At 51.8% G+C, this 17,256-nt stretch carries 11 protein-coding genes and 1 tRNA gene; 11 read left to right on the plus strand and 1 reads right to left on the minus strand.

Annotation, left to right across the window (positions count from 1 at the left end):
• The first annotated feature begins 7 nt into the window (after positions 1-7).
• The 7 genes from IMCC12053_RS08490 (at position 8) to IMCC12053_RS08520 (ending at position 7,719) form a co-directional block, all read left to right on the plus strand.
• Positions 8-83 (plus strand) — tRNA-Thr (locus tag IMCC12053_RS08490).
• 108 nt (positions 84-191) lie between these two features.
• Positions 192-1,823, plus strand: a complete 1,632-nt coding sequence (locus tag IMCC12053_RS08495) for an alpha-D-glucose phosphate-specific phosphoglucomutase (RefSeq protein WP_062218044.1) — start codon at positions 192-194, stop codon at positions 1,821-1,823.
• A 92-nt stretch (positions 1,824-1,915) separates the two neighbouring features.
• Positions 1,916-2,728, plus strand: a complete 813-nt coding sequence (locus IMCC12053_RS08500; protein WP_062218047.1) for a flagellar motor protein MotB — start codon at positions 1,916-1,918, stop codon at positions 2,726-2,728.
• Between the two features lie 87 nt (positions 2,729-2,815).
• Entirely contained in the window at positions 2,816-4,108 is a 1,293-nt protein-coding gene (locus tag IMCC12053_RS08505; RefSeq protein WP_062218050.1) for a flagellar hook protein FlgE, read from the plus strand.
• 37 nt (positions 4,109-4,145) lie between these two features.
• The gene (gene flgK / locus IMCC12053_RS08510) at positions 4,146-5,603 is read left to right on the plus strand and encodes a flagellar hook-associated protein FlgK (RefSeq protein WP_062218053.1); all 1,458 of its coding nucleotides are present in this window, start codon (positions 4,146-4,148) and stop codon (positions 5,601-5,603) included.
• Between the two features lie 2 nt (positions 5,604-5,605).
• Complete coding sequence (locus IMCC12053_RS08515; RefSeq protein WP_062218056.1) at positions 5,606-6,613, plus strand: flagellin; 1,008 nt, start codon at positions 5,606-5,608, stop codon at positions 6,611-6,613.
• Positions 6,613-7,719, plus strand: a complete 1,107-nt coding sequence (locus tag IMCC12053_RS08520; RefSeq protein WP_062218060.1) for a flagellar basal body P-ring protein FlgI — start codon at positions 6,613-6,615, stop codon at positions 7,717-7,719. Before IMCC12053_RS08515 ends, IMCC12053_RS08520 begins: the two co-directional genes overlap by 1 nt.
• Positions 7,720-7,924: 205 nt before the next feature.
• Here IMCC12053_RS08520 and IMCC12053_RS08525 read toward each other — a convergent pair.
• A protein-coding gene (locus IMCC12053_RS08525; RefSeq protein WP_156320740.1) for an IS3 family transposase occupies positions 7,925-9,021 on the minus strand; the annotation gives its coding sequence in 2 pieces (ribosomal slippage) (positions 7,925-8,775 and positions 8,775-9,021; 1,098 coding nt in all).
• A gap of 126 nt (positions 9,022-9,147) precedes the next feature.
• Here IMCC12053_RS08525 and IMCC12053_RS08535 point away from each other — a divergent pair.
• From IMCC12053_RS08535 to addA, 4 genes are read left to right on the plus strand one after another with little or no spacing between them, the layout of a single operon-like run.
• A complete protein-coding gene (locus tag IMCC12053_RS08535; RefSeq protein ID WP_062218066.1) occupies positions 9,148-10,170 on the plus strand; it encodes an aminoglycoside phosphotransferase family protein in 1,023 nt (340 codons plus the stop codon).
• On the plus strand, positions 10,146-10,832 hold the full coding sequence (locus IMCC12053_RS08540; RefSeq protein WP_062218069.1) for a nucleotidyltransferase family protein: 687 nt from the start codon (positions 10,146-10,148) through the stop codon (positions 10,830-10,832). Before IMCC12053_RS08535 ends, IMCC12053_RS08540 begins: the two co-directional genes overlap by 25 nt.
• Positions 10,825-13,815 (plus strand): double-strand break repair protein AddB, encoded by a 2,991-nt coding sequence (gene addB, locus IMCC12053_RS08545; RefSeq protein ID WP_062218072.1) that lies wholly within the window; start codon positions 10,825-10,827, stop codon positions 13,813-13,815. Before IMCC12053_RS08540 ends, addB begins: the two co-directional genes overlap by 8 nt.
• Complete coding sequence (gene addA / locus IMCC12053_RS08550) at positions 13,812-17,207, plus strand: double-strand break repair helicase AddA (protein ID WP_062218075.1); 3,396 nt, start codon at positions 13,812-13,814, stop codon at positions 17,205-17,207. The genes addB and addA overlap by 4 nt, the downstream gene beginning before the upstream one ends.
• Positions 17,208-17,256: the final 49 nt, after the last annotated feature.

Below are 17,256 nucleotides of genomic sequence, written 5' to 3' on the forward strand. Positions count from 1 at the left end.
AAACGGTGCCGGTGTAGCTCATCTGGTAGAGCACATCATTCGTAATGATGGGGTAGTAGGTTCGAGTCCTATCACCGGCACCAGTTACCATTTACATGAATTCACTCTCGACCTTTCACCATAATAAGGGTGAAATATCACGTGTATTCCGCGCTCTAGGCGTTAAGTTGTGGATCAAAGGAGATCTACCTATGACCATTGAACTTGTTACCACGACACCGATCGAGGGCCAGAAGCCGGGAACAAGCGGGCTTCGCAAAAAGACGAAGGTCTTCGAAGGGCGTCACTACCTTGAAAACTACGTTCAAGCGACGTTCAACGGCATTGGTGGCGTTGAGGGTAAGACCTTGGTTGTCGGTGGTGACGGGCGATATTTCAATGATGCGGCCATCCAAGTTATTTTGAGAATGGCCGCCGCGAACGGCGCAGCGTGTTGTGTAGTTGGACAAGGTGGCTTGTTGTCGACGCCCGCGGCGTCACATCTCATTCGAAAACGCGGCGCCGATGGTGGATTAATTTTGTCTGCGAGTCACAACCCTGGTGGTCCTGATGCTGATTTTGGGTTGAAATATAACGGCTCAAACGGCGGGCCGGCGACACAAATCGTAACTGATAAAATTTACGAGCGCACCAAATCTATTTTAGAGTACAGAATACAGACGGCAGACGATGTTGATCTATCAACAGTCGGCGTGACGCGATTGGGGAACTTGGTGGTTGAGGTCGTCGATCCAGTTTCAGACTATGCTGAATTGATGTCGCATCTGTTTGATTTTCCGAAAATCAGATCGCTATTTTCATCCGGATTCACAATGCGGTTTGATGCGATGCACGCCGTCACCGGACCATATGCGATCAAGATTTTAGAAGAGATCCTTGGCGCGCCAAAAGGGACGGTGATCAATGGCCAACCTGCTCCCGATTTCGGTGGCGGTCATCCCGATCCCAACCCCACATGGGCCAAGGGATTGATGGATGAGATGCACTCTGACCATTCCCCAGACTTTGGTGCGGCATCTGATGGAGATGGTGACCGCAACATGATTGTGGGTCGCGGCGCTTACGTTACCCCCTCCGATAGTCTTGCGCTACTCGCGGCAAAGGCGCACTTGGCCCCAGCGTATGCAAATGGTCTAGTGGGAATTGCACGCTCCATGCCGACCTCAGGGGCGGTAGATCGCGTCGCGGAAAAGCTTGGCATTGAATGCCATGAGACGCCGACAGGGTGGAAGTACTTCGGTAATCTGCTTGATGCGGGCAAAGTGACGCTATGTGGTGAGGAAAGCGCGGGCACAGGATCTGATCATGTGCGCGAAAAAGACGGGCTATGGGCCGTTCTTTTATGGCTTAATATCCTCGCTGAAACGCGCGTGTCCGTATCCGAATTGATGGACGACCTTTGGCGAGATTTCGGAAGGTGTTTCTATTCGCGCCACGACTACGAGGATGTGAACGCGGAACAGGCAAATGCAATGATGGAGGCGCTGCGGGCGCAATTGCCGGAGATGACGGGGCGGAAAATCAACGGACTTGATGTCATTTATGCCGATGAATTCGCCTACGACGATCCCGTGGATGGATCACATTCAAGCGGACAAGGGATTAGAATTGGATTTTCTGGGGGCGGTCGCGCCGTGTTCCGGCTATCGGGAACCGGAACTGTTGGTGCCACTATTCGGCTCTATCTCGAAAGATTTGAAACGGACGCCGCTCTTTTTGATATGGCGGTCGAGGATGCTTTGTCCCCGATCACGGGGGCTGCGTTGGCTCTTTCGGATTTGCATAAATTCACCAACAAAATTGCTCCTGACGTGATCACCTAAACAAAACGACAAATGCCTAAACTTTTAGAAGTTAAGCCGCCTTTCATATCTGCCTGATACATCCGGAGTCGGGTGAAATGTGAGGTGGTGGTATGAGTGCTAAGGGAAATGCACCGATAATCATCAAAAGGAAAAAAGTCATTAAGGGTGGCGGCCATCACGGCGGCGCCTGGAAGGTAGCGTATGCTGACTTCGTAACGGCAATGATGGCGTTCTTTTTGTTGATGTGGTTGCTAAACGCGACAACGGAAAAGCAAAGAAAAGGGATAGCGGATTTCTTTAATCCAACCATTCCTGTGAACCGCATCTCGGGCGGTGGAGACGGTGTGTTCGGGGGAGATTCTGTCTTTACCGAGGAAACACTCTCCCAAAACGGCACAGGCGCATCAGCGGGTGAGCGGGGTGACGCAGAGGCCGTGATTCAAGAGGCCAAATCCTTTGACGAAGTGCAATCATTGCTGTCCGCGTTCAGCGGCGAAAGCATGGCCGCGGAGGCTGCCCTTCGTCACATTGTGACAAAGGTGACAGACGAGGGTCTCATCGTAGAGATTCACGACCTCAAAAGTGAACCGCTTTTCGAGCCGAAAACACATCAACCGACCGAGGTGACAACCATCATCGTGTCGATGCTATCGCGTGTATTTAATGTTGTGAAAAATGAAATTGCTGTCACGGGCTATGTCAGCGCGCAACCTTTGGTGCTTGCAGATAATCCAGTTTGGGACTTATCGACGCGCCGCGCGGATCAAATCCGACTACTTCTCGAAGCTGAGGGAACACCGACGACACGTATTCAACGCGTTACCGGATACGCCGATCGCAAACCCGTCACGCGCAACCCGATATCGTTTAGAAACAACCGCGTTGAGATCATCCTCTTGCGAGAGTTTCCAATCAATAAATAGATCGGATTTTAGATGTTAGGTAGCTGTTAAGAGTAAGTGTGCATGCTTGGGCCAGCATAGGTCCAAGCATCAGAAAGGCGCTTCCCAATGACCATTTCCTCCTCGCTCAATGCAGGTGTTGCAGGCCTTAGCGCCAATGCCACGCGTCTAGCTACGATTTCCGACAACATCGCGAACTCGGGCACCTACGGATACAAGCGAGCAAACACAGAATTTGAATCATTTGTAATTGGCGGTAATGCCGGAGCGGGCGTCTATTCCGCTGGCGGTGTCCGGTCATTCACATCACGCCTCGTCGAAGAACAAGGCGCATTGATTTCCACATCCAACGCAACCGATATCGCCGTGTCCGGCCGCGGAATGCTTCCGGTGACGACAGAAGTGTCTCTAGATGCTCAGTCTGGTGATCAACCTATGTTGATGACCACAACGGGGTCGTTTCACACCGATGCCAACGGCGTTTTAAAAACGGACTCCGGCTTGGTCTTGCTGGGTTGGCCTGCGGATGCAGATGGAACAATTCCAACCTTCCCGCGCGACACCATGTCGGGCATGGAGCCAATCGTGATCAACGCCAACCAAACGGCTGGCGACCCAACAACACGAATGAACCTCGGCGTGAACCTTCCCGCCGAAGATGCGTCTGACCCATTGCCACTCTCGGTAGAGTATTTCGGCAACCTAGGGACATCTGAATCTCTCGATATCGTGTTTACGCCTCAAGCGGCCGACAATACGTGGGTAATGACGATTACTGATTCCGCACAAACCGGCGCCACCATCGGCGAATACACTCTCGTTTTCGATAGCTCTCGTGGTGCTGGCGGCACCCTTTCGTCGGTCACTCCAACAGCTAATAGCCCGATAACAGCCATTTATAACGATACTGAAGGTACGCTCGCCCTCGAAGTGGCTGGTGGACCAATTGAAGCAACAATCGGCAAAATCGGCGACACAAATGGACTGACACAGCTCTCCGATAGCTTTGCGCCCACGCAGATCACCAAAGACGGCTCCCCCGTCGGTAACCTGACATCGGTTGAAGTGGATGATAACGGCTATATGACCGCGACATACGACACAGGATTTACGCGCCGTATTTATCAAATTCCGCTTGTTGATGTCCCCAATCCCAATGGCTTGATCTCACTCAACAACCAAACCTATCAAGTTTCTCCAAATTCTGGATCTTTCTTTTTGTGGGATGCAGGTGATGGGCCAACGGGTGCCATAGCAGGCTATGCGCGCGAGGGATCGACCACGGATGTAGCAGGCGAATTGACCGATCTCATTCAAACGCAACGCGCCTATTCGTCGAATGCCAAAGTGATCCAAACCGTCGATGAAATGCTACAGGAGACAACCAACATCAAACGCTAACGTTGATCTAGGTAACCTGAATTGAAACGAGACCGTCATGAGTATCACGAATGCCTTATCCAATGCCCTATCAGGATTAAACGCGACAACGCGTGCTGCGGGCGTCGTCTCTTCAAATGTCGCGAATGCGATGACCGAGGGATACGGACGGCGTGAAATTGAGTTGGGCACACGTCAAGTAGGAGGTCAGGCATCCGGTGTATCTGTTGTGTCGGTTCACCGGATGACCGATCCTGTGGTCATGGGTGAGCGCCGTATCTCAGACGGTCTTGTTGCACTGGAAAGTACACGTGTTGACTACCACGATACGATTTCTCGTGCGCTGGGACAGGCAGATGATTCAGGGTCCATTACCGGACTTATCGTAGATCTCGAGGCAAGTATTATTGAGGCCTCAAACCATCCGGAATCGGATGCGCACTTGTACGAAGTCTCCAACTCTGCATCGGCCCTTGCGGATAAGATAAACCGAGCGGCAGATACGATTTCATCGGTTCGCCAGAACGCAGACCGCGACATTTCGAACACCGTTGACCGACTCCAAAGTGCGCTATCCAAGGTCGTAACAATGAACGTCGAGATACAGGAAAATGTATCGTCGGGATACGATGCAAGTGGCCTGATTGATCAGCGCCAGACCATCATCGACGAAATCTCTAGAATCATACCCGTCAAAGAAGTTGAGCGGGAAAACGGTATGGTCTCATTGTATTCTCCGGGTGGCGCGATCCTAGTCTCATCAAAGGCTGCAACAGTAGACTTTACGCCCATTGGGAAAATTACACCTGATATGAGTGTTGATCCCGGTATTTTGTCGGGCTTGACGATCAATGGCCAACCCGTATCAACCCGCGCCGACAAGGGGCCAATTGCGGGCGGTCAACTGGCCGGCCTGTTTGAAATCCGCGATACGCTCGCGCCTGAAGCACAGACCAAACTCGATGCTTTTACGAGAGATTTAATGACACGGTTCGAAGATCCGTCCATGGATCCGACACTTGCCGCCGGTATGGCCGGATTATTTACAGACAATGATGCGCCATTTGATCCGGCCGAAGAATTGGGACTATCGAACCGGATTTCGGTCAACACGGCAGTTGATCCTAGAAACGGAGGGGAACTTTGGCATCTACGAGATGGGTTGGGCGCAACGAGCGAGGGAGACGCGGGCGATGCCAGCCTCCTTCAAGCGATGCTTGCAAACCTGCAAAGTGGGATTGCGACGGCCTCGGGTGGTTTTTCAGCGATTGAACGCTCCAGCAGTAGCCTATCCTCAGATTTATTTTCCTTCTTTGAGACGGCGAGTCTCGCCTCAGAAAGCGATCTGAGTTTTGCAAGCGCCCAACAAGCCACACTTAAAAGCATTGAACTCGAAAACGGCGTGGATACCGACCAAGAGCTCCAAAAGCTGCTCGTGATTGAACGTTCCTACGCTGCAAATGCCAAAGTTATCGAAACGGTCGAAGCATTATTCGATCAATTGATGAGGATCTGAACATGAATTCGCTGACCATAGGTGATCTTTCGACGGTGTTCAGACGCATGTCTCTTGTGAACCAAACCAAAACAAACCTAGAAACCTATTCCATGGAAATTGCGAGCGGACGTAAGGCAGAGCTTAGCAAGTCTTTAAGCGGAAACTTCACACCATTAGCCAGTATGGAACGCACATTGCGCACCATAGAAAGCTATCAGCGCGGTGTGGATGATGCCGTCTTTTTCGCGTCGTCCATGCAAAACGTTCTGGGGTCTGTCGCGGGCCACGTGGACGATGCCGCAGCCCCGCTAATCAACTCAGCGACATATAACAACTCGGCGACGATGGAAATCACCAGCGCCGAGACACGCGCAACACTCGATTCAGTTGTATACGCATTTAATACACGCGCTGGTGGACGAGCGCTATTTAGTGGCGCGGCCACACAAACTACACCGCTTCAAAGCTCCGAAACCTTGATGGCTGAAATTCAAACGGCAATAGCCGGGGCGACTACGGCCGACGAAATTATTACTGCTGTTGACGCGTGGTTCGCGCCAGGTAGCGGCAGCTATGATACCGCGATGTACAAAGGCTCGGCCTCACCAAAATCTGGCTTTGTGCTCAACGACTATGAAACCGCAAACTTTGACACTACCGCCTCTAATCAAGGGGTGAGAGACACATTAAAGGGACTCGTACTAGGCGCACTTGTGTCAGAAGGCGCGTTACCCGGAGATCTCTCTGAACAAGCCAAGCTTATGCAAACAGCTGGTGAGCGCCTTTACGGGGCAAGCGGAAAGATGCAGCTTTTGTCATCACGCGTCGGCGCACAAGAAGCCAAGATCGAAGCGGCGTCTGTACGCAACACAGCCGAACAATACGCAACAGAGCGGGCCAAACTAGAAATTGTGTCCGCTGATATCTACGATTCAGCAACCAAACTGACCCAAGCCGAAACCCAACTTGAAATGATGTACACAATAACTGCGCGTCTTTCTAACCTTAAGCTATCGGACTACATTTAATGCATAGATTCCTATCAGCTACTCTCGCCATACTTTTCGCAACCACACTCGCCGCAAGTGCGAGCACTATTCGTCTGAAAGATGTTGTCGAGTTTGATGGCGTACGCGGCAATGATTTGGTTGGCTACGGTTTGATCGTTGGCCTCGATGGTAGCGGTGACGGGATACGAAACTCTCCATTCACTGAAGAGATTATGTCCAATATACTCGAACGACTAGGCGTGAACGTGACGGGCGAACAATTCCGACCCAAGAATGTGGCGGCCGTTTTCGTTACCGCAACCCTTCCGCCATTTGCGCGAACGGGATCGAAAATTGATGTGACTGTTTCCGCAATTGGAGATGCTAAAAGCCTTTTGGGGGGGACGTTGATTATGACGCCCCTCACAGCACCAGACGGTGAGATCTACGCTGTAGCCCAAGGAACGTTGATCGCAGGAGGTGCCACAGCCGCCGGCGATGGCGCGGCCGTCACACAAGGCGTTCCAACGGCTGGCGTTATTCCGTCGGGTGCGCGGATCGAACGGGAAATCGAGTTTGATTTCGCCTCATTGAAAACTATACGATTGGCGTTAAGGGAGCCTGATTTCACCACTGCGCAACGGGTCGAAACTGCGATCAATGCAGAGTTTCGTAGAGGTGTTGCGCGTATGTTAGACGCAGGTACCGTTCAGTTGGATATCGCCGCGACACGCACGCCATCCCCTGCTCACGCTTTGGGAATCGTCGAAAATTTGCTGATTACACCTGAGCGCAAAGCGCGCGTTGTGGTGGATCAACGATCCGGTACAATTGTCATGGGCGAAGATGTTAGAATTTCACGCGTGGCCGTCAGTCAGGGAAATTTGACGCTGCGCATCCAAGAGGAACCACTTGTCGTGCAGCCGAACCCATTTACGGATGGCACATCAGTCGTGGTGCCTCGAACTCAGGCCGCCATCCAAGAGGAACCAGGGATCGGCCTTGCCGAAATTGATGACGGGACCTCTCTTTCTGAAGTGATTGCAGGCCTTAACGCATTGGGCGTCTCGCCGCGCGACATGATAGATATTTTAAAAAGCATCAAGGCCGCGGGAGCGTTGCATGCGGAATTCGTGGTGCACTAAACGAGGCGTTGCCATTCAATCTAAAGTGGTGTGAAAAATGGACAGCATCCGCAACCTAGGACCAAGCCAACACATCAATGGAGTTCGTCGGTTTCTTGGTCCATAGCTTCTTCGGTTCTCTTGCTATCTCACAACAATGAATCCTGACCTGAGCCCCAAGTCTCCTCCAGCTTTGTGCGGAGTCCTTGGGGTTAAATCTTTGGCGTTAGGCCGCCATCTTGTCCATTGCCTTTCTTTGCAAAAATTCCATCGGGGTGAGGTTGCCCAATGCTGAATGTGGTCTGCGCCAGTTGTAATCCTCCTGCCATTCTTCAAGCGTTTTGCGGGCATCGCGCAATGTGCCAAATAACGTTTCATTCAAACATTCATCTCGCAGCTTGCCATTGAAGCTTTCGATAAAGCCGTTCTGTTGGGGTTTTCCGGGCGCGATATAGTGCCAATCAACACCAGTTTCCTGAACCCACTTGAGGATCGCCATGCTGGTGAACTCAGTTCCGTTGTCCGACACAATCGTCTTTGGCATGCCGCGTTCAGCGATCACCTTGTCCAGTTCACGTGCAACACGGTGACCAGACAGTGATGTGTCGGCCACCAGAACCAAGTTCTCGCGACTGAAGTCATCAACGACTGCCAAAATGCGGAACCTGCGACCGTCTGTCAGGGCGTCAGACACAAAATCCAAGCTCCAGCGTTGGTTTGGGCCATCCGGAAGCACCATCGGCTTCCTTGTGCCCAAAGCGCGCTTCCTGCCACCTCTGCGGCGCACCTGCAGCTTCTCTTCACGGTAGATGCGCCTCACTTTCTTGTGGTTCACCTCAAAGCCCTCCCGCGCAATCATCACGTGAATACGGCGGCAACCAAACCGACGCCGCTCCCTCGAAACTCGTTTGATGGCATCCCGCAGTTTAGCATCATCGCCACGACGCGACAGATACCGTACCGTTGACCGATCAATTTGCAGCACATCACACGCCCGCCGCTGGCTCACACCGTGCGCTTCGCACAGGTGAACCACCGCTTGCCGCTTCCCAGCAGGCGTCACCATTTTTTTGAATTGATGTCTCGCAACATCGCGTTGTCGAGCATCTGTTCAGCCAAAAGCTTCTTCAGCTTGCCGTTCTCGTCTTCAAGCGCACGCAATCGCTTCGCATCCGACGGCTCCATGCCACCATACTTCGATTTGTATTTATAGAACGTCGCTGAGCTGATCCCGTGCCGCCGACATACATCAGCGGTCTTCTCACCAGCTTCCTGTTCCTTGATCATCCCAATGATCTGTTCGTCCGTAAATCGTGCCTTCATTTGTCCGTCCTTTTGTTGGGCGGACTCTACACAAATTTGGAGGAACTTTAGGGGCTCAGGTCAATCCCGATACGTCGACGACTATTCGCCGCTTGTATCCCGCGCGGGTGGCTATAGAATTTCCATATGATAGAGCGCACCGAATTATTGAGAAGCTTCGTAGATGCAACGGAGTGGAAAAACGCCGCATGGCAGCCACTTGCGGGAGATGCGTCTCGGCGGCGTTACACCCGTTTGGTCAATACAAACACGCGGCAAAGCGCCATGCTCATGGACGCACCCCCTGAATACGGGGAGGATGTGCGTCCATTTTTGCACGTAGGATCGTACTTGGGAGATCTCGGGCTCTCTGCGCCGAAAACATATGCATCGGACGAGACCAACGGATTCTTAATCATCGAAGATCTGGGCGACACTCTCTTTGATCAAGTTTGCAATTCTGATCCGTCTCTGGAGTGGCCACTGTATAAAACAGCGGTCGAGGTTTTGGCGCAGCTCGTTCACGCTAACCCGATCGAGAAAGTGCCGGATTACGCCGACCAGATGACGGATCTCGCCCTATCATGCTATCGGTGGTACGCAGACGCACTTACCAACCATCAGACGGCTGGTGTGGTGGAGGCGTGCAATGCCGAATTGGAGCCGCTTGTGGCATCCATGGGCTCTGGACATTCAACGATTTTGCGCGATTTTCATGCACAAAACCTGATATGGCTACCTGAGCGGACGGAATTAAAACGTGTTGGGCTTTTGGACTACCAAGACGCAATGCTGGGGCATGCCCCCTATGATCTCGTTTCACTCCTAAAGGATGCGCGCCGGGACGTATCTACAAACGTGCGAGAACGAGCCATGGCACATTTTTCGGTTGTGGCAGAAATAGATCGTAGCGAACTTGATCGCGGTGCTGCTATTTGTTCGGCTCAGCGCAACATGCGGATTTTGATGATTTTCGCACGCATGTCGCTTCACTTTAAAAAGCCGCACTATGTCGATTTGATCCCGCGCGTTTGGGCACATTTGATGTCGGACCTACAACACCCCGACCTTGCTGCCTTGAGAAAAGTCGTATGCGAAACACTACCGGTTCCAACGCCGGAAAACTTGCAAGTATTGAGAGATAAATGCGGCACTGTCCCAACGATGTAATGTTATTTTGTGCGGGTCGCGGATCACGGATGCGCGCCTTAACCGAAAAATGTCCAAAGCCGATGATTCACGTGGCAGGGCGTCCACTCGTTGATTACGCGCTGGCACATTTCGACGTCTTTGACACCCGAGTCGCAAACACTCACTATTTGCCTGAATCTCTCGAACAACACCTCGCCATACGTGGCGTTACCACGATATTTGAGCCTGATCTCTTGGAGACCGGCGGAGGGTTAAAGAACGCCTCCTCTCTCTTCAATGGTGATGCCGTTTTCACAATGAATACTGATGCCGTTTGGCTCGGTGACGGCGCGGTTGATGCATTACGGAGCGCATGGAATCCCGATATTATGGACGCGCTCTTGCTCACTGTTCACTTGAGTAAAACACACGGTCATCTTGGGTCGGGTGATTTCGATATTGACGCTGACGGCCGAATTCACCGCGGGGGCGATTTGGTTTATACGGGTCTTCAAATTATTAAATTGGACGCCGTCAAAGAAATTGCAGACACAGCGTTTTCCATGAATAAAGTTTGGGACGCGCTAGACAAAAAGGGGCGCATATTTGGTGCGCAATTTGATGGTCAATGGTGCGACGTCGGCCACCCCAAAGGCATCGAAATTGCCGAATCTGCCCTAAAGGATCATGGCAATGTTTGAACCAAGTGATAAGCCTCGCCTCTTTGGGGTGGCCTGCGGAATCGATTTTCCGCGCGCGATTAAGGAAGGCATTTTGAGCCGTTTTGGGTCTGACGCACCTGAGCTTTTGGCGCGTACAGAAGTTTTCGTTAATACATCGCGTATGAAACGCGATCTGATTGCGGCGTTTGATGATGGGACCACGCGATTACTGCCACGCATTCGCCTCGTCACGGAATTGAGTAATGACTTTAGGTTTCGCGACGTGCGAATGCCCGTTTCGGGTTTACGCTTAAGATTGGAATTGTCTCAGCTCGTCGCTCACTTTCTAGACAATCGCCCCAATTTTGCGGAACGCTCTGCGGTTTATGGGTTGGCTGACACACTTGCTCTGTTACTTGGTGAAATGCACGACGAGGCTGTGACATACGACATACTTTCAAATCTGAAGTTGGAAAATACATCGGATCATTGGCGCGAAGCCCTCGAGTTTCTAAAAATTGTAAAAGATATTTACGATCGCGATTCAGACATTCCCCCACTGGTCGAAGAGCGAATGAGGACGGTGGTTGACCGGCTCGGTGACCTATGGGCGAAATCCGAGCCAACTCATCCTATTTTGGTCGTTGGCTCGACAGGTTCACGCGGAACCACAGCGCGATTTATGGAATTGGTAGCACGATTGCCCCAAGGTGCCGTTGTTCAACCCGGCGTAGATTTCGAAATGCCGCAACATGTGTGGGACCGACTGGCAGATCCCACAATTTACGGTCAAATGCAAGATCACCCACAAGAGCGCATTGTCAGACTTGCGACACATCTTGGCTTAACTAAACGCGATGTAATACCATTTTTTGAGACGGATCCGCCAAGTGAAGATCGCAATAAGATACTGTCCTTAGCTCTACGTCCTGCCCCAGTTACAGACGACTGGATGACGGAAGGCCCAAAACTCAAAGGCGTTTTGCAAGCCTGTGAAAGCCTCACTTTGATCGAAGCCCAAGATCCGAGACGCGAAGCAACATCTGTTGCGTTAATCTTACGCAAAGCGGCCGAGGACGGGACGCGTGCGGCACTCATCACGCCTGATCGCGACCTTGCGCGCCAAGTCTGTGCCATGTTGGACCGATGGGGCATTGACCCCGATGATAGCGCCGGTGAGCCGTTGAACCAAACGCCCGCAGGACGCCTGTTTCGTTTGATTTCAAACCTTTTCGGGCGTCAGATTACCGCTCAAGATATGATCGTTCTTTTGAAGCATCCACTGGTCGCACGCGGAAATATCGCAGATGAAAGCAAGCGCGGTATCCACCTGCTTTGGACGAGGCAACTTGAAGTATATCTTCGGCGCAAATCGGTAACGTTTCCCACCAAAGACAAAATGATTGAATGGGCCCAAAAGGCAGGGAAAGCCTCCAATGACATGGATGACCGCATGGCGTGGGCCATGTGGATCTCTGATCTTTTGGCACCGGCGGCAGGTGTAGGAACGAGATCTCTTTCTGCCCACCTTGATCATGCGATGGCATTGGCAAGCGGCCTTGCGAGCGGTCCGTCTGGATTTGACGATAGCCCACTTTGGGACAACCTATCGGGGCGTGAAATGCGCCGCGTCATGGACGAGCTTATGCGCGAGGCAAAGTGGGGTGCGGACATGACCCCATTCGAATTCGACGACATGTTTCGCGCTGTAGTGGGGCGAGCCATGTCGCGTGATCCGACACCAAAGCACCCAAATGTTATGATTTGGGGGACGTTAGAAGCACGTTCACTTCAGGCAGATCTTGTGATTGTTGGTGGCATGAATGATGGAATTTGGCCGTCGCAACCAAAACCCGATCCATGGTTTTCACGCGAAATGCGAAAAGACGCAGGCCTACTGTCACCAGAACAGATGATAGGCCTGTCCGCCCACGATTTCCAACAGGCATTCGGCGCGCGCGAAGTCGTCATTTCTCGCGCCATTCGTGACGCCGAGGCGGAAACTGTCCCAAGTAGGTGGGTTATCCGTCTCACCAATTTACTGCATGGAATGAGCGATGAAGGGATGCAGGCGCTACGCGATATGCGCGCCCGCGGCGTACAGTGGACGCAATGGGCGACGCTACTAGACCAGCCCGATCCGGCGCGCGATGTAATGGAACTGGCCAAACGACCCTCCCCGCGTCCGCCAATAGACGCGAGGCCTCGCTCCCTTTCCGTCACGCGCATTGAAACGCTCATCAGAGATCCATACGCAATTTATGCGAGTAAAATTCTGGGGCTCTACAAACTTGCTCCACTCAATACGACACCCGACCCACGAGATCGCGGGAATGCGTTCCACGATATCATGGAGCGTTTTGTGGACAAATACGTGTCTGGAGAAACTGGGTCAGATGCCGCATTGCGGCTTTTGTCACTCACAGACGAGGTGTTGAACGAAACTGTTGTTTGGCCCACAGAGCGGCGCATTTGGCGTTCCCGCATGCAAAAAATCGCTCATCGCCTTGCATCTCGTGAGGTTGAGAGGCTTGCGCCTGGCGGCAATGTCGGGCTTGAAAAAGACGGACGAATTGTTCTCTCAAATATTGATTTTACTCTGACCTGCCAAGCGGATCGAATTGATCGGATGGATGGCGGTGGCTACCATATTTTCGATTACAAAGCGTCAATCCCGCCGACCCAGAAGGACGCAAAGACGTTTCGTATTCAGCTTCTTCTAGAGGCGCTTATTTTGCAGGATGGCTCGTTCGATGACATCGCCCAAGGGAACGTGCGGCGTGTGAGCTACCTTGGTCTGGATAAGGAATTGAAGGTGACGCAAATCGATATTGACGCTGACATTGTCGCAGACGTCCGTAGAAAACTAACTGCGCTCATCTCAAATTATGACAAGCCGGAAACGGGATATACCGCGCGACGTGCTCCAAAATTTAATAGCTTTCGCAGCGACTACGATCTGCTCTCGCGGTTTAAAGAGTGGACAGAAGCAGACACGGCAAGTGGTGAGGATATGCAATGAGCCATCCTGATGAAGCCACCGCGCGCCAATTGGCCGCGGCACGCCCGGATCGATCAACATGGTTGGCCGCAAATGCGGGATCTGGAAAGACAAAGGTTCTAACAGATCGGGTGACCCGCCTTTTATTAGAGGGCACGCCGCCACAGCACATTTTATGTCTCACCTACACCAAGGCCGCAGCATCTGAGATGCAAAACCGTTTATTCAAGAGGCTCGGTGAATGGGCTATGTTGAACGAAGCAGACCTGCGGCATGAGGTGGCAAAACTCAGTCCCCATACGGACCTGGATGATGCACTTATCCGCCATGCGCGCACGTTGTTCGCGCGCGCAATCGAGACGCCGGGCGGGCTAAAAATCCAAACCATTCACTCGTTTTGTGGGGGGCTTTTGCGGCGTTTCCCACTTGAGGCGGGAGTATCGCCACAGTACCGCGAACTGGATGACCGAACGTCCAAAGAGATACTCCGAGACGTTCTTGAGAACATATCAGACGGTCCGAGCCAAAAAATTATTGATCAAGTCGCTTTGTATCTTAGCGAAGATGTCTATGCGTTGGCGTCAGATATATTGTCGTCTCAAGAGAAGTTTGATCAACCTCGAACCGAACAAGAGATTTGGGCATGGTTTGAATTGGCTGAAGGTTTTGACGAAGCCACTCTTTTGCGTGAAGTGTTTTTGGGGAACGAGCCGGCGCTATTCGCTCAGATCGCAACCATTTTGTCGTCATCATCCAAATCAACAGACACAGATTTTGCAAAAGAGTGCGCTCAATGGGCATCGTCAGAGATCTCTACCGATTTGCTTAAACGTTGTGCGACAAAGTTTTTGTTTGGCGAAAAAACCAAAAACCCTTTGTGCTCCAAGTGGGGTCATTCCCACGGCGGACTACCAACAAAGGATATGCGCGAGAAACACGCAGACGCACTTGAACCCCTAAGGCTTCTTATGTCCCGCGTTGAAAAATACGCCCCCATTCTTAGCCGTCTGGAAGACGCGAAACGGACAGCCATACTTCATCGCTTTGCGCGTGTTCTGATTCCTAAATATTTGGCAAAAAAGTCATTCGCCGGTCTGCTCGATTTTGATGATATGATCCGAAAAGCGCGAGACCTGCTTTCCAATTCTATGACGGCGCAATGGGTTCTCTTTCGTTTGGATGGCGGCATTGATCATATTCTCGTGGATGAAGCACAAGACACGTCGCCTGACCAATGGGTTGTTGTTCGACGGCTGGCTGAGGAGTTTGCATCAGGTCAGGGCGCGCGCCCAGATGTGAAGCGAACAATCTTTGTCGTTGGTGACAAAAAACAGTCAATTTATTCGTTCCAAGGCGCTGATCCATCAGGATTTGATGATATGCGTGACTTTTTTGATGCTCGGTTACAAGCCGTGGATGACCCCCTTCAAAAGCTATCTCTCGAACATTCTTTTCGGTCATCTCCAGCAATATTGGCGGCAACAGATTGTGTATTTGGAGCCTCAAACGGGTACGGTGTTGGCGGACCACCTCGACACATTGCGTTTTTTGATCAGATGCCCGGACGCGTAGATTTGTGGCCCCTTATAGAAACCGAAGCAGAAGAAAAAAGAGACGACGATTGGGAAGATCCGTTAGATTTAACACTCCCCACACACCACAATCACAAACTCGCAGAAACCATCGCGAACCAGATAAGTAAACTGCTAGAAAGCGGGTCTATTCCAGCAGAAAATGGTGCATTTCGAGCGATCCAACCAAAAGACATCTTGATTTTGGTGCGGCGCCGCTCCGGACTCTTTCAGCCATTGTTGAGCAAGCTAAAGGAAAAGCGGCTTCCCGTTGCAGGAGCTGATCTGCTAACGGTTGGAAATGAGCTGGCTGTGCGTGATCTGTGTGCTTTGTTGTCATTCTTGTCACTTGAAGATGACGACCTTGCCTTGGCAGAAGCATTGAAATCACCTCTATTCAATTGGTCGGACCGGCAACTATATGCCTTGGCGCATAATAGAAAAGCACCCAATCTTTGGCGTGAACTGAGATCACGCAAAGACGAGTTTCCTCAAACCGTTGCAATAATTGATGATCTTCGTTTGAAACTGGATGTTTTGCGACCCTATGATTTGCTCGAACGTGTTTTGATCAAGCATGGCGGCCGCCGCAGGTTTTTAGCGCGGCTTGGGCCAGAAGCTGAAGATGGAATTGACGCACTTCTTGGGCAAGCTCGAACATACGAGACAACGCAGACGCCGAGTTTGACTGGGTTTTTGGCGTGGTTTGAGGCCGAAGATATCAAGATAAAGCGCGTTTTGGACGACAGCTCGAATCTCATACGGATCATGACGACACACGGTGCAAAAGGGCTAGAATCTCCGATTGTGATTTTGCCCGATACACTGCCGAATACAAAAGAAAGTCAGGTTCGGGGCGCGCTCATTGATTTGGGCGAAAACAGGCCCGTACATCTTTCAGGTTCAGTATCGGCGAGCGACATCACGAACGCAGCGCGGGCGACACTTCTGTCCAAAGCCGAGGAAGAGCGTCGACGCCTTCTTTATGTTGCTATGACGCGGGCGGAAAAGTGGCTCATTATTGCTGGCGCGGGCGCAGCCCCAAAAAACGGTACGAGCTGGTATGAATTGGTCCAATCAGGAATGGCCGAGCTTGAAACCCAAGCGCTAGATCATCCACTTTCAGGCGGTTTGAGATATCAGGTGGGCGCATGGGGCATGCATCCTGAGGGTTCTTTGGTACCAAATGATGCCTCACCGACCTTGCCCTACTGGGCACAAACTGAAACATCCGCACCACCTAAAAAGCGCGGTTACATTTCGCCTTCTGAGCTCGGCGGTGCCAAGGCGCTCAGTGGTGAGGATGCAGTTTTAGACAGCGAGAAGGCCAAGCGGCGCGGGCGCCAAATTCATCTCCTTCTAGATTCGCTACCTGATATTGATCCGGCGGACCGAAAAGCCGCGTTGCACCACATACATTCCGATGCAGAAGACGCAATATTGGATCATGAAGCAGAAGGTTTGCTCGAGGAAGCAGTCCGCGTTCTGGAAGGGAGCTATACTTGGGCCGTGTTCGGGTCGCATTCACTGTCTGAGGTGCCTTTTTCGGGAACACTCCCATCGTTGAACGGATACGGCGTTCACGGGATAATTGATCGCCTTATCATCGAATCCGATCGAGTTCAGATCGTCGACTTTAAAACAAATAGCGTTTTGCCAGACGCCGCTGAACGCATACCAGAGGGGATATTGCGCCAGTTGGGTGCCTATGCGGATGCAGTGGAAAGCATGTATCCCGGCCGCTTCGTCGAAACCGCTGTTTTATGGACAAAGACGGCAGAGTTAATGGAGGTGCCTCGCGATATCGTGAGGGCGGCACTTCAACGCACCACTATATCTTGACGTTGCACCGTTGCAGACATAGGTTTTCGGCAACACCACATTTCAGGAG

Origin of the sequence: Celeribacter marinus (genome assembly GCF_001308265.1) — a bacterium.
Lineage (GTDB): Bacteria > Pseudomonadota > Alphaproteobacteria > Rhodobacterales > Rhodobacteraceae > Celeribacter > Celeribacter marinus.

Coding starts and splice junctions, on each gene's coding strand:
- addB (WP_062218072.1), top strand. CDS start 10,825: ATGTTTGAACCAAGTGATAAGCCTCGCCTCTTTGGGGTGGCCTGCGGA.
- IMCC12053_RS08515 (WP_062218056.1), top strand. CDS start 5,606: ATGAATTCGCTGACCATAGGTGATCTTTCGACGGTGTTCAGACGCATG.
- addA (WP_062218075.1), top strand. CDS start 13,812: ATGAGCCATCCTGATGAAGCCACCGCGCGCCAATTGGCCGCGGCACGC.
- IMCC12053_RS08520 (WP_062218060.1), top strand. CDS start 6,613: ATGCATAGATTCCTATCAGCTACTCTCGCCATACTTTTCGCAACCACA.
- flgK (WP_062218053.1), top strand. CDS start 4,146: ATGAGTATCACGAATGCCTTATCCAATGCCCTATCAGGATTAAACGCG.
- IMCC12053_RS08495 (WP_062218044.1), top strand. CDS start 192: ATGACCATTGAACTTGTTACCACGACACCGATCGAGGGCCAGAAGCCG.
- IMCC12053_RS08505 (WP_062218050.1), top strand. CDS start 2,816: ATGACCATTTCCTCCTCGCTCAATGCAGGTGTTGCAGGCCTTAGCGCC.
- IMCC12053_RS08500 (WP_062218047.1), top strand. CDS start 1,916: ATGAGTGCTAAGGGAAATGCACCGATAATCATCAAAAGGAAAAAAGTC.
- IMCC12053_RS08540 (WP_062218069.1), top strand. CDS start 10,146: ATGCGGCACTGTCCCAACGATGTAATGTTATTTTGTGCGGGTCGCGGA.
- IMCC12053_RS08535 (WP_062218066.1), top strand. CDS start 9,148: ATGATAGAGCGCACCGAATTATTGAGAAGCTTCGTAGATGCAACGGAG.